A 20,256-nucleotide genomic window follows, 5' to 3' on the forward strand; every position below is an offset into this window, starting at 1 on the left:
TTCATACTTTTCCGGTTAGGAGAACTTTATGCAGAACCCATTTCTTGAATTCACAAAAAGTTATTTTGACAAAATCGGTATACCCGCTCATATAGTGGATATACGGGAGCCCATTTCTCAGGAACTGGACCGCGGTCTCAGAAAGACCATTCTTCATCAGGACTTTTCCAAAAGTACACTTTTTGAGGATATAAGTAAAAACTTTTCACAGGACCATATCATTTATTACTTTGAAGATAACTACAGTTTAAGATATATTCTTCTGTCTGTTCCTGATCAGGAAATTCCTTTGGCCATGGTACTCGGCCCTTATATCGTAGAATCTCCCGGGATACAAAAAACCCAGGAAATCTGCAGGAAGCATAATATACCTCAGGGACTTTGGCCGTTTATAAATCAGTATTTCTCAGCCATCACCTATATCGACAACATCTCCATGCTTGAGAGCTATGTGGAGACCCTTGCAGAGACCATCTATGGCATAGGAAGCTTCAGGATAGAATATTTAAGTCAGAGAAATCCGGAAAAAGAGTCCTTCCTTGATTCCGCCTCAAGCACTTCCAATGAAGATACCATGCAGCAGTTGGAATACCGGTACAATCTGGAAGAAAAAATAATGGACGCAATCGCAAGCGGAGATTTCGACAAAGCCATGCATTACAGTGCGGATAATGCATTTAACAGTGTAGACAACAGATCATCCAATACGCTGAGAAGCAGAAAGAACAATCTTTTCGCCTTTAACACAGTTTGCAGGAAAGCTGCGGAACGAGGTAAAGTTCACCCCATTCACCTTGATGAAATGTCACGAAGGATGGCTATAAAAATAGAAAATATGAAATCTCCGGCAGAAAACAAGGATGTTCATCGGGAGATTCTGAAAAAATACTGTCTTTTGGTGCAGCAGCAGTCCACTGCCGGCTACTCCCCTGTTATGCAGAAGATACTGAATCATATATCTCAAAAACTTTCAGACCCGGAACTTACGCTTCAGGAAACCGCAGAAGATCTTGGTCTTAACAAAAGCTATCTTGCATCACTTTTCAAGAAAGAAACAGGCAGTACATTTACAGGATTTGTGAACAAAAAAAGGGTGGAACGCGCCATATTCCTTCTCAATACAGCGGATTATTCTGTTCACACCATAGCTTCCATCTGTGGTATGAATGACATGACTTATTTCAATCGGATTTTCAAAAAGGAAAAAGGTATGACACCTACACAGTACAGGAATATGATACGGGGAGTAATACTATGATATAAGTGTCATAAGTCTTCCTCCACTTGTGCTTGCACAAAAGTGGAGGATAGACTTCATGACACGCCCCACATGACTGGTGGCAGATTCCGTAGGAATCTGGCATATAGCACCAGCCCTTCGCGAAGCGAACTAAATGGGCTGGTGTTCTCAGAGAGCACGAAAGGACGATTTATCGGCCTGAGAGTGCGGAATGTGGGAGGGCGCTGATGATCCAGTGGATCATCGCTTAGCGCCGACCGAAGTGGAACGTAGACGCGAGAGCGCATAGCGCGAAGCGGTCCGATATCGACTTTTTCATTTAAAAAAGAAAACAGGCAATATTAAAATGAGGTGACCCCAAAGTCTTAATTTCGGGTCACCTCAAATATTCCTACATTGCTTTTGGCAAATATAAATAATGTTTATGTCAAAAGTGGATTACTTATGATACTTATATCAGGCTGCAGCTTTTTCTGTTTCTGAAACCTGAGATGCCTTAGCAGCCGTTTCAGGTTCTGTATACTGCTTATCAGCCTTTGTGATGGTTTCAGGATAAATTTCCGCAAAATCATTCTTCATGGAAACAGGAACATATCCCTGCTCTTTGTACTGTGCTGATTTCTCTTCCCAGTTCTGTGTTCCCCATTCACGTACATCATCGTCAGCAACTACCATAAATGCTTTTGCAGGATAGGGATTTCTCTTATCAATGGCATAATTCATCATACTTGTATCACTACCGCTGTTACCGAAAGCAAGTACCGGACGCTGGCCGATTTCTCTTTCAATCCATATAGTTTTGTTGGCATTCAGATTCTTCTGGATAAAACCGCCTGTAAGCACAAGCTCATCTCCGTCATTGTACTTGAAATCCATATTGGATGATACATCCTCATTGCCCTTTACCTTAACTTCAAATTCAGTTCCGATAACATGGCTCGGAGACACATATTCACTGATAGGTGAATTGTCTACTATGGCTCTTGTAGTGGTGCGTTCTGTTCCGCTCACAACATAGATTGTGTAGTCATTGTCATAAAGGTACTTTACGACCTCTACCATGGGCAGGTAAAAACCATCTATGTAACGCATATTGTTGAAGCTTTCTGTCTTTTTCTGTCCGAACTCAACCGCATAGTCATAAAGCTCCGAAACAGTCATACCTGCATAGGCTTTTGCAAAGTTTCTTGCAAGCTCCTCTCCCGCTGTATATCCCGGCTTTATCTCACGGGCTGCTTCCTTAAGCTCCTCGGATACCTTTTCAGGATGATCCTCGAGACAGTAGCTTATGAACATGCATGTATCGTAATATGTAAAATAAGTTTCACAGGTTAAGGTTCCGTCCATATCAAATACAGCGATTCGATCCTTAACAGGAATAAATCCATCCGAATTTTCATCAACAGAAGCACTGACAAATTCAACAAGAGACTCCATGGCGGGAGAAGAAGGATCCCACTTTGGAAGTACTGCCTTCTTTTCGTTTTTCTTTTCTTCAAAAGATATGATCTTTCCGTCATCCGGTGCAGTTGTTTCCGCGACTTCTGTCACAGCTTCCGTCTCTTCTGTTTTTTCAGATTCTTTTGTTTCTTCTGTTTCCGCAATTTCAACAGTTTCTGTACTTTCTACAGTCTCTGTACTTTCTACAGTTGCAGCTTCTGTACCTGCCACAGGAACAGAAGTGGTTTCACATGCAGTGAGACCAAGGGGCAGAGCCAATGCCAATAACAGTGAAACTAATTTTTTCATATTGTTTAATCCTCCATATACACTGACACAAATAATGTGAGTATCAAAACCGATAAAGTACGCATAGCGTTAAACTTATATCGAACTACGGGTTACTAATAAAGATTCGACACCCACTCTGATAAATATAAGCTACATTTTACAATCAATCAGAGAAAAAAATAAGTGCAACTGACAGTGGAAATTAATCCCTGTCAATTACACTTTTAACTGTATCTGAAGTATCCCGGATCAGCTCCACATCTCCTCAGCTTTATTGTAATACTCCATAAGAACGGGTTTTGTGAGATGATTCACTTCAACATCTGTGTCAACCTCATCCTTGCCGAATTTGAAAAGGGCGATAACATTGTCATCGGTAATATATTTTGTCTCAACATCAAAAGATATTTCTTCGGAAAGCTCACCTTTGCCTGCCATGTTGAAGCCCCAGTCGCCGAAGGCGGGAACCTCCATGTGATAGGGTTTAACATTGAAACCTTCACTTTCAATGGTCTTGTTGATGCACCAGAAAGCCTTTGTTGCATAGTAAGGGCTTGTGGACTGGACCACCAGTACGCCGGAATCCGAAAGACATCCGGAGCACATTCTGTAAAATATATTTGAATAAAGCTTATTTAACACTTCTGTGTTAGGATCCGGAAGATCAACGATTATCACATCATACCGTTCTTTACAGTCTTCAAGATACTCATATGCGTCCATGTTAAAGATATTGAGCTTATCCGAAAGAAGACTGTTTTCGTTTATATCCGTGATATTTTTGTTTGTACTGCATATCCTGATCATCTCCGAGTCAAGATCCACCAGATCTATCTTCTTTACTTCGGGATATTTCAAGACCTCCCGGACTGCCAGACCGTCACCTCCGCCAAGGATCAGTATATTCTCCCGTTTACTCACCTCATTCATGGGAACATGGACCAATGCTTCATGATAGCGGTATTCGTCGGACGTCGAGAACTGGCAGTTTCCGTCGATGTACAGCCTTACGTCGTCCCTGTGCTTTGTCATAACTATCTTCTGGTACTGAGTCTGCTCAATCAGCACAACTTTATCTCTGTAAAGACCGCTCTCGATGGATTCGGAGATATTGTCAGCCATGACCATGCCTTCCAGCATAGCAAAAGAAAGAAGGAAAGCCAGTGTGCGAAACACCCTGATATGATCTACTCTTTTCCCGAATCTCCACATGATTAGGAGAGCTGCAAGTATATTCAGAAATCCGCACAAAAAAGAAGTGGCAAAATACCCAAGCTTCGGAAGAAGGATAAGGGGAAATGCAATTGACCCTATGAGTCCGCCAATGTAGTCAAAACTGAAAATGGATGAAAGCGTCACCTTCAGGTTGTTTTCATCCTGCTCGATGATTCTTGTCATGACCGGAATCTCAGCACCGGCAAAAGCTCCTATTATGATTATTTCAAGGTACATGACCAGCGCATAATTGGATATATAGATATTGGCAAGAAAAAGTACCAGTGAGCTGATACCTCCGATAACACCTATTCCGAGCTCGATGGATACAAAAATGTTGAAAAGATTATTTGAAAAATATTTGGAAACATAAGATCCCAGTCCCAGTGATGCCATGTAAAGTCCGATGGTCACCGAGTACTGTAGTGTGCTGTTTCCCAAAAGATAAGAACTTACTGCGCTGATGATAAGCTCGTAGCACATGGAACATCCTGAGATTATCAGGGTGGTCAGCATCAGAAGTCTGTACTTTTTACTCATTAAAAAACGCCTTCCTAAAGGACTATAAGTCCATGTATTTGTTAAATTACTGTATTACTCCGCTCACTATGAAAGCCACTCCCATGAATATACCAAAAATCATGATGCCGGCAGCTTCATTCTTCCTGCTGAGCTCCACTCCGAAATTGAATTTTCTGTTTACGATATCAACGATAAAATAGCCTATCATCAGAGCGACTACACCGATTCCCGCAAATTCCACCGTACTGATAACGCCCTGAAGAAGATCATGTACCTCTGATACTTCAAATGAAATAATGGCGGAACGGATGATGAATCCGAGAGCTGAATATATTCCGGCCGAGACCCAGCCTACTGCCTTGTTTCCTTCCTGTATTTCCTTGGGAAAATCCACAGGAATAAGAAGATCTATGATGAAGTAAGCGATCATCATAACTAAAAGTCCGACTGCAAGATATGCTAAAGTTTCAAGTGCTACCATTTTTATTTCCTCCCATAAATAAAATGTTTTGTGTCACCCTCCAAATGAGTCAAACAGACGAGTGAGAGTGTGAAGTAAGTATCAAAAACTATATTTAATGTTTGTCAACAGTTGCTTTCCGGCACCTTTTAACCGGGCTATACGGGGTCTCCCTTACTTTCCGCCGCCAAGTCCGCCGCCGGATGAATTTCTGGAATTTATGCTGCTCTGCCTTACTGATGACGAATAACTGTCGAAATATCCGTTACCTATATTATGTATGGTGTCCCCGCTGTAGCTTTGATATGCGGATGGTGTCTTGCTGAAAGAAGAAGAATCCTTCGTGTAACTGGAGCTGTAATAATGGCTCCTGTACCAGTGTGTGGTTGTACCAGAACTCCTGTAAGGCGAATTATCCGAAGAATAGTTGTACTTTCTGTTTGAAACCTGTACGTATATCTTTTCAGGTTCGTCTTCAGGATGGTATATGAGACAGTATTCTTTTTTGGTGACTATGGCAATGTCTCCATCCTTGACATCATCCTTCTGTGTAACGGATTCCGTGTTACCCTCGACCCCATCTATGATGTCCCTTGCTGTATCATCGGTAGTAGCATACGTTACCAGATTTTCATAAACATCCGCCTTCTGATTTTCATTTCCGGTGATGGATGTAACATATCCGAAACGCTGATCTTTTTTAAGATAATCGCTGATCAACTTATTGCCGCCAGAGGGCATAACAAGAATGGCAATGGCACATATAAAGGTTAATACCACAGATACAAAACATATTGCGGCCCCGACCATTCCTACGGAACTGCTTTTTGAAGGCTCCTCATAGCCCACCACCTTTATTTCATCAAGATCCAGGTATTCACCCATTGAATACTCCGTTCCGTCATCCCATATCTCGGTGGAAAGTATTTTTTCTTCTTCAGCATCTTCAAATTCAACGAAGTCTGCAGCATCACCGTTTTCCACATCCACGTCTCCGCTGCAGGCCACAACCACCTGATGGCCCTTGTCCACTTCGTGCCACTCGGGTCCGATATTTCCTCGGACATTATTGGCAGCCCATGAAATCGAGTATTCCTTGTAGACATCATCTACAGAAAGCCATCGCTCCCCCTTATTTGTTTTCAATCTGTATTCCACCCAGGTCTTATTACCGTCCTGAGTGTTTTTATACCTGACCCATCCGATAACATGGGCATCCAGTCCCTTTATCTTCAGGATCGATCCTGTTTTTATATCCATTTCCTACCCCTGCATAAACAATCAGGAAAATCACATTGACTTAAAGCCACTCAGGCTTTCCTGATTTCCTGTGCTTATGTCCCTTTCAATGACTTTGATCTTTACTTCCTTTGCCTGAAAAAGCTCCCTTAGCTTTTCAGCGATTCCATCCACCACCGTATCGGTACATGAAAAAATATCTATGGCCGCATAACCGTATTCAGGCCATGTGTGTACCGAAAAATGAGAGGTGGTTATAACAGCAAAGTAAGTAACCCCAATGGGCTCGAATTCGTGTATACACTCTTCCACTATATCTGCCCCTACATACTTTATAGCACTATGTGCAGCCTCTTTGATTCCCTCAGGATCATCGATGATCTCGCCGCAGCCATAAAGATCCGCCACAAGCTGCTTCGCCATTTTATACTCTCCTCTATTCTTTATTATTATGAAGTGTTCCGTAGTCATCTTCAGCATGGGACCTCGGAGCACCGCATTTTTTACAGAATGATGCATCTGACCGGTTATATGAATCACAGTACTTACAGAGCCAGTCAGGTCTGTCGGTTGTCTTCTTTGCCTGTTCCTCTGTTAATACCGATGATGCCCTTTCCTTAGGCATATAGAAGATCGTATCGATCCCTCTGGATTTCCCGCAATTTGGACAAGTGTCAAACCTGGCCCTGATTTCCTTTGAACCGCAAAACACACAGTCCCAAAGTCCTTCAATCCTTTTTTCTTCCATACCATCAAAATTCGACATTGAACCGTTCCGCACAGATAGCTTTCACGATTTACATGTCATATTTCCCCTCCTTTATAATTGATACACCAAAGAGCCCCGGATTGTCTTCCGGGGCTCCGTATCAGTCTTTCATCTGTGCCATGCTGTCTCCCATTCCTTTAAGGATATCGGAAAAAGCACGTATATACTCCGCAGGAATTAAATCGGCTTTTTTGAACATCTCTTTGAACCAGAATTCGTAAATAAAGTGCGAATACTGCTCATAAACCTTTTCTCCCTCGGAAGTTACGACAGGATAAATATTCTTTTTATTATCGCCTCTGCGCTCCTTAGTCAAAAAACCCTTTGCTACTAGTTTGTTGACAATGTTTGAAAATGCGCCTCGTGTCACACCTAAACGATTTGCCACCGAAACCATATTGCCGGAGGTATCCTCAAGCAGATACTCTATCACCTGAGCTTCCCTGGCTGTAATCTTATACTCTGTTCCGTAATGGAAGGGTGTAACAAAACCTGTACTGGAACTATTACAAAGATAAATGATGCTTTCCACCATTTCTCTGTATTTTCCCATCCATTCAGTCTTCATATCCATACCTCTCTAATAAAACTAAAATCAAAAGAGGATAATGCCCCCTAATAGCTAAAGTTTATATAAAAAATGTTAAAAAACACAGATATGAATATGTTACTTAATTATTTTTCAGATGTAAAGTCACTTATTTTCACTGCAAGTCCTACGAGGTTGAAGAATTCCTTTACTTGATTTATTGTATTACATTAATACAATAAAATATAAACTTTGCTCAATGATAATGCAATATGGTAATACAATAATGTGAATATTTCACAATACAAAGATCAAAAAGTTGTCGATAAGCACAACTGACAATTTTGTGACAAAATAAGCGGATACTGTTCATGTATGTTATACTGATTTACATGAATGTAACATTTGAAAACTGTTGACTGTACGTTTGAAAGGAGAACATCATGTGGGACAGAGTCTATGTTAAATCACAGGGAAAGGCCAGTTTTAAAAGAAACTACCTGAATTCGGTTCTTGTAGCGTTGATCTATTCACTGTTTATTATGGCATCAGGTTCATTATCAAGAGGTAAGACCGGAAGTATTAATAAGGAAACACTTAACGATCCGGATTTCATCAGGATATTTTTGATTGTTCTGGCTGTCGTTGGTGTTCTCATTCTGGTAGCTTCTATATTTAAAATATTTGTATTCAATCCGCTGGAAGTAGGATGCACCAGATTTTTCCTTGTGAATCAATATGAGAATGCAAACATCGGTGAAGTGGGATTCAGCTATAAGAATAACTATATGAATGCGGTAGTCGGTATCTTCCTTCGTGATCTTTTGACTGCACTGGGATACTGCCTTCTTATCATTCCCGGCATTATTTTAGGTTACTCCTACAGACTGGTTCCTTATATCCTGGCTGACGATCCTCAAATTAAAGGCGCAGATGCCCTGAGGATGTCCAGAAATATGATGAAGGGACATAAATTTGCAGCATTTATCTACGATCTGTCATTTATAGGCTGGTACCTTTTGGGAATAATCACCTGCGGAATAGCCATCGCCTTTTATGTGCGTCCATACAAGCTTAATGCAGACGCATCCCTTTACCTTGCTATTAAAGCATATAACGGCTCTGCACAGGAACAGACGACATACTATTAACAGCAGTCCGGATTCCTTCGGAATCTGCTCCGGAACAGGACACACCTTATCGCCTTATCCCAATCTCCCGTTGGAGATTGGCTTATAGTAAAGTGAAAGACCTCTGTCATTACCGACAGAGGTCTTTTATTCTACACTTCCATGAACTCAGTGTTTGGTTTTTTCCTGATATGATGATCAAGTGATATGGCAAAGCCTGTTGGTGAAATCATCAAAGCCGATATGGAAGATCCGGTATCGGTAATCTTGTCTCCCTGGGAATTTTTAAATCCCCGGGATTTCAGAAACTCATAGGCTTCTTCAAAATCATCCATATTCAATTGTTCACGATGTAATACAAAAAAATCTCTTACACGAAAAATGCATTTCTGATATAATCCTGCACTGCTAAGAAAATATTTGAAGATTTCATGGTAACATTGGAAACGCACATCCTGTTTATATGATGGTGAAAGTGTCAAAGGTATCTGCCACTTACATATGCCCCTTATATAATACGATGATAACGAACAACACTGATATCTTCCCGTTTTATGAAAGAGAGGAAATCAAACATGTTACCACAGAATAAATTTCAGGATGTAGTTTTCACCTGCCTTATGGCTTTTGTCATGGTTTATGCCATGATCTGCTACAACATTTCTCTTAATGTCGGCGGACTGCAGAATTTCGTATTCCTTGCAGCTTTTTCCGAGATAATCATTATGTGGCCTATTGCAGTTATACTTGAGCTTCTGTTCGTAGGCAAGCTGGCTCAGATCCTTGCATTCAGATTTGTTACTCCGGGAAAAGATCCTATGATTATGATGATACTTGCCATTTCATCCATGTCAGTTTGTCTTATGTGCCCGCTTATGAGTCTTGCAGCCACTATTCTATTTAAGAATGCAGGCTCCCAGTTCCTTTCTGTATGGCTTCAGACTACCGCTTTTAATTTCCCTATGGCTTTCTGCTGGCAGATCTTTTTTGCAGGTCCTCTTGTAAGAAATGTTTTCGGAATGCTTGTTAAGGTATTCGGAAAGCGATAATATATCAGCTCTTTATAGCACCATCCACAAGACCTCCCATGATCTGCTTCTGGGCAAAGAGGAAAAGAATGATCATAGGTATGATGGCAAGAAATGCCGCTGTAAGAATGAGATCCCACTGCTTAACGTATGAACCCACAAAGGCCTGTACAGCAACGGGCAATGTTTTTACCTTTCCGTTATGCCCGAGCATAAGAGACGGAAGCAGGTAGTCGTTCCATATCCACATACCGTTAAGGATGGTGACAGTAACAACAGGTGGCTTAAGAAGAGGTAAAATAATCTCGAAATATGTTCTCTCGGGAGAACATCCGTCTATGGCTGCCGCCTCTTCAAGTTCATAGGGAACTGTCTTAATGAAACCTGTAAGTATGAAAACCGTCATGGCACCGCCAAATCCCAGATAGGCAAAAATGATGCCGGAAAATGACTGAAGCATGCTGATACCCAAAAACTTTCCCACATCTCTGAAGGTAGAAATAAGCGGGAGCATAACTACCTGGAAGGGAATGATCATTGAAGCGATGAATACCATGTAAATAAACAATGACCACTTTGTTTTGTTCCTGCAGATGACCCAGGCTGCCATTCCTCCGAAAAGTGCCAAAAGTACTATAGAGAAAAATGTTATAACCGCAGATGTACCGAAGGCAGACCAAAAACTGAAATTACTGTTGTTAATGACCGAGCTGAAGTTTTTTGTCAGTTTAGACAGTGACATTCCTGCAACGCTTATAGGATTTGACACGATATCATTGGTGGTTCTGAAAACATTGATAACCACAAGAAAGAATGGAAACAAAACATAAAGTGCCAGCAGAAAGAATACAAGTCTGATGACTATACCTGAAAAAGTAAGTTTCTTTACCATTACATCTCCACCTCCTTCTTATTTGATACTCGAACCTGTATTATGGAAACCACAGAAAGAATAAGGAAGAACAATACTGCCTTTGCCTGTCCCATGGAATAATTATTTTTGGTGATGGCGGTGTTATAGATATTCAGTGCCAGCATCTGGGTTCCGTTTGAAAGATATTTCCCCATGAATGTTACGGAGCCTGTACCGTTGGTAAGGGCCATATTAACGTCAAACTGTTTGAATGCAGACTGAAGTGTAAGGAATGTACAAACAGTTATTGTAGAAGCTATCATGGGAAGTTTTATGCCGAAGAAGGTCTGAATAGCTGTAGCTCCATCTATGGCGGATGCCTCGATAACATCCGACGGAACAGCTGTGAGGCCGGTAATATAGATCATCATGATGTATCCGGCGTACTGCCAGATATAAACGATAATGATAGCCATGAATCCGGTATTGTACTTTGAGAGCATAGAACTGTTATAACCGAAGGTCTCAAAGGTCCATTTCAGTACAACATTGTTGAAGATGAACTGCCAGATGTATCCAAGTACGATACCTCCGATGAGATTAGGGATAAAGAATGATGCTCTGAAAAAGCTTACCGCCTTCCATTTTGTTGTGCAGAGAACCGCAAGAGCAAGGCCGATGACATTGACCAAAACCATATTCACGATAACAAACATTACCGTAAGAAGAAGTGACCATAGGAATCCTTCTTCACTGAACATGGCAGAATAGTTATCGATTCCGACGAACTTAGTCATCCTGATGCCGTTCCAGTCTGTTGTGGAATAGAAAAGTCCCAGTCCGAAGGGAATGATTACTGTTATAACAAAACAGAACAACAGAGGAAAAAGGAAAATGATGTTTATGATGGTCCTATGATGTTTTTTTGTCGGGAACAGATACAATCCCATAAAAAACAGGATGATTCCTGTCAGCAGAAGTCCGCCCCTGAATGAGAATTTACTCCCTGTAAAATCAAGTACGAGAGCCGTGATGGTACCTATGACACCCGCCAAAAGAAACGTGATGGAAACAGCTCTGTCCGCTCCACTTGTTTTCTCCATGTTATGACCTCCAAGCTTTCGGTTCCGTCCAACAGCGATTCTTATGAACTTAACCGGTTTCTTACATCGTATCTATATAATCTAAAAATATTTTAAAACGCCGGTCCATGGGAGCTTTACGCCCTTATGGGCCGACGTCATATGTCAGATTATCAAGAAAATCCGACATCTTTGTTTATAGAATACCTTATCCTTCAGGAAATATCACAACCTGTCAGCCTGCATATGCTGACTCTGTTACCTGCTTGAATGTTGAGATAAATGTATCCTTATCCATAGAACCTGCTGCGAAATCTGCAAATACCTGACCTGTGTAGTTCTGTGCATAACCATCCTTCATGCTGAGCCAGTGCCATGCTGATGTCTTTCCTGCTGATGTGTAATCTGAAATGGTCTGTGCAAAAGGATCTGATGCTACAAACTTGCATGACTTGAATGGGCTGATAAAACCTGCTTCGTTGACAAGAACCTCCTGTGCAGGATCTGTTGTGAGCCACTGTAAAAATGCTTCTGCATCTTCAACATCGCCATCCTTATATACAGCCCACCATGAAGGTGAATTTGTAAGGATTGTGTCGATGCCTTCCTGGAAAGCATAAGGAATCATTCCGCACTTGAAGTTTCCGGCTGCGTTGTAGGCATCAGCATCATCTCCTGTTATGGTTGCACCGATCCATGATCCCTGGGTTACAAATGCATACTTTCCCGATGCAAAGTTAAGGATCTGCTGATCATAGGTTCCTGATACAAGAAGAGCCTGATCAGAATATTTATTGAAGAGTTCTACCATGGAAGCAAAGTCGGAAAATCTTGCATCATCGATCTTTCCGCCATCGCTGAGCATATCGATATAAGTTGTGTCGTCACGTGAAAGTCCGGCGTCAATATAGTTGGCGAATAAATGGTTTCCTGTTGACCAGTAAAGATTTACAGGCTCTGCAAAGTATCCGATAACAGCTGTAAGTCCAAGTTCATCCTTCTTTGAATCGATGGTCTCAAATGCCTTCTTCATGGACTCGGGTCCTGTGATGGATTTAGGATCAACCCCTGCTTTTTCCAGGATGTCAGCATTATAAGCAAGACCTACGGCCTCTGTTGTGTATGGGAATCCGATAACCTCTGTTCCCTCCTTGTAAGCAGCCTCAGTATCACTCACCCATGCCTGATCGCTCATATCCTGAAGGAGTCCTGTCCAGTTCTTGAAATCTGTAGCTCCGCCGCATACGAAGATATCCGGCATATTATCCGACTGATAGTAGGCCTTCAGTTCTCCCTGGATATCGATTCCGCCGCCCATGGACTCAATCTCAACATGGACTCCGGTTTCCTTCTCGTACATCTCTGCAAGCTTCTTTAACTGTGAATCTACTTCGATCTTTCCGTTTACGAGACGGATGGTCTTACCTGATGCTGATGCTCCGCCTGATGCCTCTGTGGCTTTTGTTTCACCTGATCCTCCGGCATTACCCGCATCACCTGAACCGCCGCAGGCAACAAGGCTTGCAGCCATAAAACCCGCTAAAACTGCTGATAACCATCTTTTTTTCATAATACATCTCTCCTTCTTTATTATATTTTCGGAAAGCCATAGCTCTTGCTTTCCGTTGTTTCATAATTTTTAAAATGATTCTTAAATAATATTTATTCTTCAAATCTCCCATACGGCAGAGAACCAGGGTTTCAGATTCATATCTTCCGTAAGGGCAGCATCTTTGTAGTTTGATATAAGAAGTTCTTTGCTGCTTAAATACTTACTGTCACACTTATAGTTTATGTCTCTATCTGTCATATTGCAAAGCACTAAGAGTCGTCTTCCATTCAGTTCCCTGATATATGAAAAAACATGGCTACTTTCTTCATCGAGAAGTTTGTAATCACCATAAACAATAAGCTCCGACCACTTGCTGTTTCTTCTTAGTGAAATAAGTTTCTTATAATAGTTAAATACCGAATCCTCATTCTTTAACTCGTCTTCAGCATTGATTTCTTTGTAATTCGGATTCACCATGATCCATGGCTTTCCTGTAGTAAAACCTGCATTGTCAGTAGAATCCCACTGCATGGGTGTTCTTGCGTTATCTCTGCCCTTTGCCTCTATACCGGCCATCATATCCTCGGGACTCATCTTTCCGCTTCCCACAAGATCCTTATATGCATTTATCTCTTCGATATCCCTGCAGTTTTCGATTCTACCGAAGCTGCAGTTCGTCATACCCAGTTCTTCACCCTGATATACATAGGGAGTACCCTTCATAAAATGGAGAACCGTTGCTATGCTTTTTGCAGAAAGTGGTGAATTATCGCCGAGTCTTGAAACGATTCTTGGCTGATCATGATTATCCCAGAAAAGCGAGTTCCAGGCTTTACCTTCCAGCTCATACTGCCATTTGCTGAGATTGTTTTTCAGTTCCCTAAGATCAAATCTTTTCGTGGTCCACTTTCCGTTTTCATCATAATCAAGTCCCACATGTTCAAACTGAAAAACCATATTAAGTTCTTTTCCGTCAAGAGAAGCATACTTCTTTGCTTCTTCGATGGTTACTCCTGCGCACTCCCCAACAGTCATAAGATCATACTTTGATAGAACTTTTTTATTCATTTCCTGAAGGTATTCATGTACATGGGGACCGTTTGTAGTATTCTCAAGTCCTCCATATTTAGAATTATCAGGAACCTTTCCGTCCGGAAGCCCGGGCACCTTTGAGATCATGGATATAACATCCATCCGGAATCCGTCAATGCCTCTGTCGCACCACCATCTCATCATCCTGAAGACTTCGTCTCTTACTTTTGGATTATCCCAGTTCAGATCCGGCTGCTTCTTTGAAAAGCAGTGAAGATAATACATATCGGTTTTTTCATCGTATTCCCATGCCGGGCCTGAAAAGCAGCTTCCCCAGTTGTTTGGCGGATTACCGTTCCTGCCTTCACGCCAGATATAAAAATCTCTCTTGTCATTATCCTTTGATGATCTGCTTTCCACGAACCAGGGATGCTCGTCTGAGGTATGATTTACCACAAGATCCATAACTATCTTTATTCCATGTTCATGTGCGCTTTTTAAAAGATCATCAAAATCCTGAAGAGTTCCGAACTCATCCATGATGTCCTGATAATCTGAAATATCATATCCGTTATCATCATTGGGAGATTTATATACGGGGCTCAGCCATATGACATTTATGCCAAGCTCCTTAAGATAATCAAGCTTTCCTGCGATTCCACGGAGATCTCCTATTCCATCCCCATTGGAATCACAAAATGATCTGGGATAAATCTGATAAACTACACTTTCCTTCCACCAGTTCCTGTCCATGTGGCCTCCACAAATTAAAAATGAAGTGAATATCAATATATGAGTGTCCAAAATCGATATCGAATGGTTCTGCATATTGCGGTTAAACGAGTAACTCTATGAAACTAAACTATATCAGATCATCTGTTATGTCAAAGGTTATGCACATAACTATCATATTTTTTTATCATTATCCCCGTTACATTGTAGATATTATACAACATTTAACCTTTTCCTGGGACTTTTTCTTTTGTGAAACCGTACTCAAATTAAAGTATGCTTTTATAGTATATACACAGGTTATGCCGCATAACTCCTACTTACAGTATTCTCTGCATGATTTTCTCACCACAAGTTCCACCGGCAGCTTGACATTATGCTTTACAGACTTTCCTGCTATCATCCTCATCATACTGTTCACGGCAGTAACCGCCTTTTCTTCCACGTTCTGACGAATGGTAGTAAGCTCCGGAATCGAGAAACGTGAATATGCTATATCATCATATCCTGAAACAGAAATATCTTCCGGTACCCTGATACCGTTCTGAGACAGATGATTGATTATCTGAAGGGCATAATTATCGGAAACGCAGAAAATCGCTGAATAATTTTTGATATTCGGAAAGATTCTGTCCAGACCATCCCTGAATTTCTCTTTGTTGATATCTATTATGTAGTGGCAGTCTTCTCCCAGAACCACGCCCCTCTCCATGTAGGCCTGTCTGAATCCCCTCCATCTGTGGCGATTCACTTCCAGATCACTGTCATCAACCATGGCAACATTTTTATGCCCGAGACTCAGGAAGTACTGTCCCATAAGATATCCGCCGTTAAAGTCATCAATGAATATCTGAACCAGCTTGTCATATTCATAAACATACGAAGCATCTATGGTTACAATGGGGTTCAGGAACTGGCTGCTTATCTCTATCATCATGTCCTTCATCTGATTACAGAGTATCAGGCCGTCAAGATTCCAGCGCCTTGCATCCCTTATGATGACATCAACCGACTGATCCAGAATCACGAGAATGTACTTATCCTTCTTTCGAAACTCCTTTTCCAGATACGAAAACAGAACCCCGAAATACGGATCTGCCATAATGTTTTTATTTTCACCATGGTTCATGACCGCTATACCTATGAGTCCGGAACTTTTGCTGACAAGTGAAAGCGCAGACTGATTGGAAATATAACCTGATTCTGCTATGGCAGTCTCTATGCGTTCCCTCACCTCTTTTGAAACCTTGCCCTGTCTTCCATGGATAACATAGGAAACCGTCGCGGTACTGACTCCGCATTTTTCAGCAATATCCTTAATTCTGACCATAAGAAACTCCTGATTATTATTAATGCATAAGTCCTGCGCATTGCTTCGCTTACGCTATCATAATGCTTATACAATATGGTTATACGCGTAACCTATTTACCTGTCAATATAATCATGCTAAGTTTTTGTCGAACAGCTGATGAAGCTAAAATCTTTCGCGAAGATGTATGACTTGATTTTGAGTTTCCAGGAGGAAATTATGGAAAAGAAATGGTGGCACAGAAAAATCGTTTATCAGATTTATCCAAAAAGCTTTAAAGATTCAAACAGTGATGGAATAGGTGATATAAGAGGAATAATAGAAAAGCTGGACTACCTTCAGGATCTCGGGATAGATCTGCTGTGGCTTTCTCCTATTTACCGGTCTCCCCTTGCAGATCAGGGCTATGACATATCCGATTACTACAACATTGACCCAAGATTCGGAAGCCTTGAAGATCTTCAGGAACTTATAGAGGAAGGCAAGAAGCGAAACATCGGTATAGTCATGGATCTGGTGGTAAATCACTGTTCCGATGAGCACGAGTGGTTCAAAAAAGCATGTGAAGATCCTGAGGGCCCTTACGGGAAATTCTTCTATATCGAAGACCATAAAAAGGGTGAAAAGCTTCCCTGCAACTGGAGAAGCTATTTCGGAGGCTCCTGCTGGGATTATCTGCCGGGACATGATGACAAAATTTATCTTCACGTATTTCACAAAAAGCAGCCGGATCTTAACTGGGAAAATCCCCTTTTGAGAAAAGAAATTTATAAGATGATCAACTGGTGGCTGGATAAGGGCATAGCCGGTTTTCGCATAGATGCTATCATAAACATCAAGAAAAAGCTCCCTTTTCAAGACTATCCTGCAGATAGATGCGATGGTCTCTCATCCATCGAAAACATGCTTAAGGAAGCAACAGGCATCGGTGAATTTCTGAATGAAATGGCGGATGAATGTTTCAGAAAGCATGATTCCTTTACAGTTGGTGAAGTATTCAATGAAAAGGACTCAGAACTTCCTCTGTTCATAGGCGAAAACGGCTATTTTTCCACTATGTTCGACTTCTCCACAACCTTTATCGATGAAACTCCCGTATCTACTGTGGAGCCTTTAAAGGATCTTGCGGAAAAGTACAAGAAAGCAGCATTTGCATCACACAAGCGTGTGGAAGGCATAGGTCTGCTGTCAAACATCATAGAAAACCATGATGAACCGAGAGGTGTTTCCAGATATATAAAGCCTGAGGATCTCTGCGACAACAGCAAAAAGATGCTGGCCGGAATATACTTTATGATGCCCGGAATCCCTTTTATATATCAGGGACAGGAAATCGGAATGGAAAATCTTCCGGAAGTAAAGAGTATGGAGGAACTTGATGACTGCGCAAATCCACACCTTTATCAGAGGGCTATCGAAGACGGTCTCTCAGAAAAAGATGCTCTGAAGATCCTTAGTTTAAAGTCCAGGGATAATGCAAGAACACCTTTTCAGTGGTCCGAAGATAAGTACACCGGTTTCAGTGATACAGAACCATGGCTTAAGGTCAATCCTAAATATAAGGATATAAATCTTGAAAAGCAGAAGGATGATGCAGGATCCGTTTTTAATTTCTATAAAGAGCTTATAAAACTGAGAAAAAATCCGGACTACCTTGATACCATGGTCTACGGTGAATTTTCCCCTTATCACGAGGAACAGAAAAATTTACTGAGCTTTAAGAGAAAAGCTGATAAGACCATTCTTGTAGTGGCGAATTATCAGAATGAACCCCAGAGTCTGGTGCTTGACAGACCTGTAAAGTCCATACTCATGTCAAATCGTAAGGATATATGCTTCGATAACGGAGCCATCAGCCTTCAGGGCTATGATTTCATAATCGCAGAGCTGGAAAACTAAAACAAACAAAGTGCAGATGACAGAGTTAATTAATCTCTGACATCTGCACTTTTATGGTATTAAAAAACAGACCCTCAGTTGGTATGACCTCCCAGCGTTAGATTTTTTAAGTCTGACTTTTGAGTGTCGGTACATTTGAGAATCTGCTTTTATGGTCATATCTTTTTATACGTGTCTTCTCGGGTCAAGTTTATCCATGACAGTTCCTGCGATTTCATCGATCTCTCTCAGTTCTTCCTCAGTGAAAACAGTATTCTCAACTGCACTTATATTCTCGATGATCTGAGATGGCTTTGAGGCTCCGATCAGAACTGATGTGATCTCAGGATCCTTCAGATCCCAGGCAAGTGCCATCTGGGGCAATGTCTGCCCCCTTCTCTTTGCGATGTCAGAAAGCTTCTGAATAGCCTCAAGCTTTTCAGGGCTAATGTCTGATGCATGGAGAAATCTTCCATCCCTTGCAACTCTGGAATCTTCAGGGATTCCATGAAGATACTTCTCAGAAAGCATTCCCTGGGCAAGAGGTGAGAAACAGATGATTCCCATACCTGACTCACCGGCATACTTCTTGAGGCCGTTTCCTTCTATGGTCCTGTCCAGAATAGAATATCTGTTCTGATTGATGATCAAAGGCAGATGTATCTCTTTCGCAATCTTCATCGCCTCTGCGGCACGCTCCCCGTTGTAATTTGAAATGCCGACATAAAGTGCTTTACCGGAGCGGACTATCTGATCCAGTGCCATAATGGTCTCTTCAACAGGAGTCTCCGGATCCATACGGTGATGATAGAAAATGTCTACATAGTCGAGTCCCATCCTCATAAGTGACTGATCAAGAGAAGCAATAAGGTACTTTCTTGAACCCCAGTCTCCGTAGGGTCCTTTCCACATGTAGTATCCGGCCTTCGTGGAAATGATCATTTCATCCCTGTAAGCTCTCATATTATTTGCAAAAATATGACCGAAATTCTCTTCTGCGGTACCGTTGTCGGGGCCGTAATTGTTTGCCAGATCAAAATGAGTGATACCATGATCAAATGCAGTGAAAAGCAGTTCTTTCATGTTATCTGTATCATCCTTGGAACCAAAATTGTGCCAGAGCCCCAAGGATACCTTAGGAAGCTTTAAGCCTGAACGTCCAACCCGCTTGTAAAAGCCGGCTTCATTGTCATATCTTCCTTCTGCTGCCTTATATTCATCGGTAATATACATTTATACTATCTCCTTCGTTTTTTACACATATAGATAATTCAACGCCCGAATTCTCCATTCTTTTGAATCCGGGCGAAAATCATCCTTCAGATACTTGGATAAATATCAGATGCAGTATACGTAATTCTCTTTTCTTGGTGCCGCTTCCTTTGAAGGTGCCGCAGCATAACCGAGAGCACAATGCCCTATACCTTCATAGTCTCCCTGGATTCCAAGTTTATTGAGAATCTCCTTTCCGAAATCAGACTCAAATTCTTCCTTTGCTCTGTGAATCCAAACGCTGGAAACGCCGAGACTCTCTGCCGCATTCATAAGATTTCCCATTACAAGTGCACCGTCATAAACATGAGTCGGTACACTCTTATCTGAAAGAACAATAAGGATGACAGGTGCGCCATAGAAAGGATCGAAGCCTTCATTCCAACCGCCGATCTTTCTGTTCTCCTCAGAAATCTTATCTCTGAGCTCTTTGTCAGTAACCGCGATGATGATTGGACTCTGCTTTCCCATTCCTGTTGCAGCATAAGTTCCTGCCTTGAGTATAGCTTCGAGCTCTTCCTTCTTTACCATATCAGGCTTGAAATTTCTGCAGCTTCTTCTTGTTTCCAGTACTTTTAATGTCTCGTTCATGTTTACCCCTTTCTTTTAAACATAAGTATATTTATCATTTAAACCATACAGTGCTATATTAACTGTTTCCAATCTACTATATCACAACTAT

Annotated in this window: 19 protein-coding genes; 4 read left to right on the plus strand and 15 right to left on the minus strand. The window is 41.5% G+C overall.

The annotated features are described in order from the left end of the window. Window positions 1-28 precede the first annotated feature (28 nt). Complete coding sequence (locus tag T515_RS16420) at window positions 29-1,258, plus strand: helix-turn-helix domain-containing protein (protein WP_051671442.1); 1,230 nt, start codon at window positions 29-31, stop codon at window positions 1,256-1,258. A gap of 438 nt (window positions 1,259-1,696) precedes the next feature. On the opposite strand, the gene T515_RS04895 is transcribed toward T515_RS16420, so the two are convergent. From T515_RS04895 to T515_RS04925, 7 genes are all read right to left on the minus strand, one after another. Further along, window positions 1,697-2,989 (minus strand): HAD family hydrolase, encoded by a 1,293-nt coding sequence (locus tag T515_RS04895; protein WP_051671443.1) that lies wholly within the window; start codon window positions 2,987-2,989, stop codon window positions 1,697-1,699. A 231-nt stretch (window positions 2,990-3,220) separates the two neighbouring features. Continuing rightward, window positions 3,221-4,726 carry a polyamine aminopropyltransferase gene (locus T515_RS04900; protein ID WP_036608313.1) on the minus strand — a complete coding sequence of 502 codons (1,506 nt, stop codon included), beginning with the start codon at window positions 4,724-4,726 and terminating at the stop codon, window positions 3,221-3,223. 46 nt (window positions 4,727-4,772) lie between these two features. Continuing rightward, window positions 4,773-5,189, minus strand: a complete 417-nt coding sequence (locus T515_RS04905; RefSeq protein ID WP_036608316.1) for a DUF350 domain-containing protein — start codon at window positions 5,187-5,189, stop codon at window positions 4,773-4,775. A 153-nt stretch (window positions 5,190-5,342) separates the two neighbouring features. Further along, window positions 5,343-6,428, minus strand: coding sequence for a DUF4178 domain-containing protein (locus tag T515_RS04910; protein WP_036608317.1), 1,086 nt, complete (start codon window positions 6,426-6,428; stop codon window positions 5,343-5,345). 30 nt (window positions 6,429-6,458) lie between these two features. Further along, a complete protein-coding gene (speD, locus tag T515_RS04915) occupies window positions 6,459-6,830 on the minus strand; it encodes an adenosylmethionine decarboxylase (protein ID WP_036608320.1) in 372 nt (123 codons plus the stop codon). Between the two features lie 13 nt (window positions 6,831-6,843). Beyond that, window positions 6,844-7,173, minus strand: coding sequence for a hypothetical protein (locus T515_RS04920; protein WP_155988274.1), 330 nt, complete (start codon window positions 7,171-7,173; stop codon window positions 6,844-6,846). Window positions 7,174-7,276: 103 nt separating this feature from the next. After that, window positions 7,277-7,744: a MarR family winged helix-turn-helix transcriptional regulator gene (locus T515_RS04925; protein WP_051671444.1), complete on the minus strand. Its 468-nt coding sequence runs from the start codon at window positions 7,742-7,744 to the stop codon at window positions 7,277-7,279. Between the two features lie 404 nt (window positions 7,745-8,148). Between T515_RS04925 and T515_RS04930 the strand changes: the two genes are divergently transcribed. Beyond that, window positions 8,149-8,856 carry a DUF975 family protein gene (locus tag T515_RS04930; protein WP_036608326.1) on the plus strand — a complete coding sequence of 236 codons (708 nt, stop codon included), beginning with the start codon at window positions 8,149-8,151 and terminating at the stop codon, window positions 8,854-8,856. Window positions 8,857-8,987: 131 nt separating this feature from the next. Here T515_RS04930 and T515_RS04935 read toward each other — a convergent pair whose 3' ends face one another. Beyond that, window positions 8,988-9,170 (minus strand): hypothetical protein, encoded by a 183-nt coding sequence (locus T515_RS04935; RefSeq protein ID WP_036608328.1) that lies wholly within the window; start codon window positions 9,168-9,170, stop codon window positions 8,988-8,990. A 240-nt stretch (window positions 9,171-9,410) separates the two neighbouring features. Here T515_RS04935 and T515_RS04940 point away from each other — a divergent pair, with 240 nt between their 5' ends. Continuing rightward, on the plus strand, window positions 9,411-9,884 hold the full coding sequence (locus T515_RS04940; protein ID WP_036608329.1) for a DUF2798 domain-containing protein: 474 nt from the start codon (window positions 9,411-9,413) through the stop codon (window positions 9,882-9,884). A 4-nt stretch (window positions 9,885-9,888) separates the two neighbouring features. Here the strand turns inward: T515_RS04940 and T515_RS04945 are convergent, their stop codons facing one another. The 5 genes from T515_RS04945 to T515_RS04965 form a co-directional block, all read right to left on the minus strand. Further along, complete coding sequence (locus T515_RS04945) at window positions 9,889-10,755, minus strand: carbohydrate ABC transporter permease (protein WP_036608331.1); 867 nt, start codon at window positions 10,753-10,755, stop codon at window positions 9,889-9,891. Next, the gene (locus T515_RS04950) at window positions 10,755-11,819 is read right to left on the minus strand and encodes a carbohydrate ABC transporter permease (RefSeq protein WP_036608333.1); all 1,065 of its coding nucleotides are present in this window, start codon (window positions 11,817-11,819) and stop codon (window positions 10,755-10,757) included. Before T515_RS04950 ends, T515_RS04945 begins: the two co-directional genes overlap by 1 nt. A 214-nt stretch (window positions 11,820-12,033) precedes the next feature. Further along, window positions 12,034-13,368, minus strand: coding sequence for an ABC transporter substrate-binding protein (locus tag T515_RS04955; RefSeq protein WP_036608335.1), 1,335 nt, complete (start codon window positions 13,366-13,368; stop codon window positions 12,034-12,036). Between the two features lie 99 nt (window positions 13,369-13,467). After that, the gene (locus T515_RS04960) at window positions 13,468-15,135 is read right to left on the minus strand and encodes a glycoside hydrolase family 13 protein (RefSeq protein WP_036608337.1); all 1,668 of its coding nucleotides are present in this window, start codon (window positions 15,133-15,135) and stop codon (window positions 13,468-13,470) included. A gap of 295 nt (window positions 15,136-15,430) precedes the next feature. Further along, window positions 15,431-16,444, minus strand: a complete 1,014-nt coding sequence (locus T515_RS04965; protein ID WP_036608340.1) for a LacI family DNA-binding transcriptional regulator — start codon at window positions 16,442-16,444, stop codon at window positions 15,431-15,433. Between the two features lie 199 nt (window positions 16,445-16,643). On the opposite strand from T515_RS04965, the gene T515_RS04970 reads away from it, so the two are divergent. Beyond that, window positions 16,644-18,323, plus strand: coding sequence for an alpha-glucosidase (locus T515_RS04970; protein WP_036608342.1), 1,680 nt, complete (start codon window positions 16,644-16,646; stop codon window positions 18,321-18,323). A gap of 165 nt (window positions 18,324-18,488) precedes the next feature. Here the strand turns inward: T515_RS04970 and T515_RS04975 are convergent, their stop codons facing one another. After that, on the minus strand, window positions 18,489-19,535 hold the full coding sequence (locus T515_RS04975) for an aldo/keto reductase (RefSeq protein WP_051671445.1): 1,047 nt from the start codon (window positions 19,533-19,535) through the stop codon (window positions 18,489-18,491). A gap of 105 nt (window positions 19,536-19,640) precedes the next feature. Next, a complete protein-coding gene (locus T515_RS04980) occupies window positions 19,641-20,165 on the minus strand; it encodes a nitroreductase (protein WP_036608344.1) in 525 nt (174 codons plus the stop codon). Window positions 20,166-20,256: the final 91 nt, after the last annotated feature.

The sequence above is a fragment of the Oribacterium sp. P6A1 genome (assembly GCF_000702885.1).
Lineage (GTDB): Bacteria > Bacillota > Clostridia > Lachnospirales > Lachnospiraceae > Oribacterium.

Coding starts and splice junctions, on each gene's coding strand:
- T515_RS16420 (WP_051671442.1), top strand. CDS start 29: ATGCAGAACCCATTTCTTGAATTCACAAAAAGTTATTTTGACAAAATC.
- T515_RS04895 (WP_051671443.1), bottom strand. CDS start 2,989: ATGAAAAAATTAGTTTCACTGTTATTGGCATTGGCTCTGCCCCTTGGT.
- T515_RS04900 (WP_036608313.1), bottom strand. CDS start 4,726: ATGAGTAAAAAGTACAGACTTCTGATGCTGACCACCCTGATAATCTCA.
- T515_RS04905 (WP_036608316.1), bottom strand. CDS start 5,189: ATGGTAGCACTTGAAACTTTAGCATATCTTGCAGTCGGACTTTTAGTT.
- T515_RS04910 (WP_036608317.1), bottom strand. CDS start 6,428: ATGGATATAAAAACAGGATCGATCCTGAAGATAAAGGGACTGGATGCC.
- speD (WP_036608320.1), bottom strand. CDS start 6,830: ATGGCGAAGCAGCTTGTGGCGGATCTTTATGGCTGCGGCGAGATCATC.
- T515_RS04920 (WP_155988274.1), bottom strand. CDS start 7,173: ATGTCGAATTTTGATGGTATGGAAGAAAAAAGGATTGAAGGACTTTGG.
- T515_RS04925 (WP_051671444.1), bottom strand. CDS start 7,744: ATGAAGACTGAATGGATGGGAAAATACAGAGAAATGGTGGAAAGCATC.
- T515_RS04930 (WP_036608326.1), top strand. CDS start 8,149: ATGTGGGACAGAGTCTATGTTAAATCACAGGGAAAGGCCAGTTTTAAA.
- T515_RS04935 (WP_036608328.1), bottom strand. CDS start 9,170: ATGGATGATTTTGAAGAAGCCTATGAGTTTCTGAAATCCCGGGGATTT.
- T515_RS04940 (WP_036608329.1), top strand. CDS start 9,411: ATGTTACCACAGAATAAATTTCAGGATGTAGTTTTCACCTGCCTTATG.
- T515_RS04945 (WP_036608331.1), bottom strand. CDS start 10,755: ATGGTAAAGAAACTTACTTTTTCAGGTATAGTCATCAGACTTGTATTC.
- T515_RS04950 (WP_036608333.1), bottom strand. CDS start 11,819: ATGGAGAAAACAAGTGGAGCGGACAGAGCTGTTTCCATCACGTTTCTT.
- T515_RS04955 (WP_036608335.1), bottom strand. CDS start 13,368: ATGAAAAAAAGATGGTTATCAGCAGTTTTAGCGGGTTTTATGGCTGCA.
- T515_RS04960 (WP_036608337.1), bottom strand. CDS start 15,135: ATGGACAGGAACTGGTGGAAGGAAAGTGTAGTTTATCAGATTTATCCC.
- T515_RS04965 (WP_036608340.1), bottom strand. CDS start 16,444: ATGGTCAGAATTAAGGATATTGCTGAAAAATGCGGAGTCAGTACCGCG.
- T515_RS04970 (WP_036608342.1), top strand. CDS start 16,644: ATGGAAAAGAAATGGTGGCACAGAAAAATCGTTTATCAGATTTATCCA.
- T515_RS04975 (WP_051671445.1), bottom strand. CDS start 19,535: ATGTATATTACCGATGAATATAAGGCAGCAGAAGGAAGATATGACAAT.
- T515_RS04980 (WP_036608344.1), bottom strand. CDS start 20,165: ATGAACGAGACATTAAAAGTACTGGAAACAAGAAGAAGCTGCAGAAAT.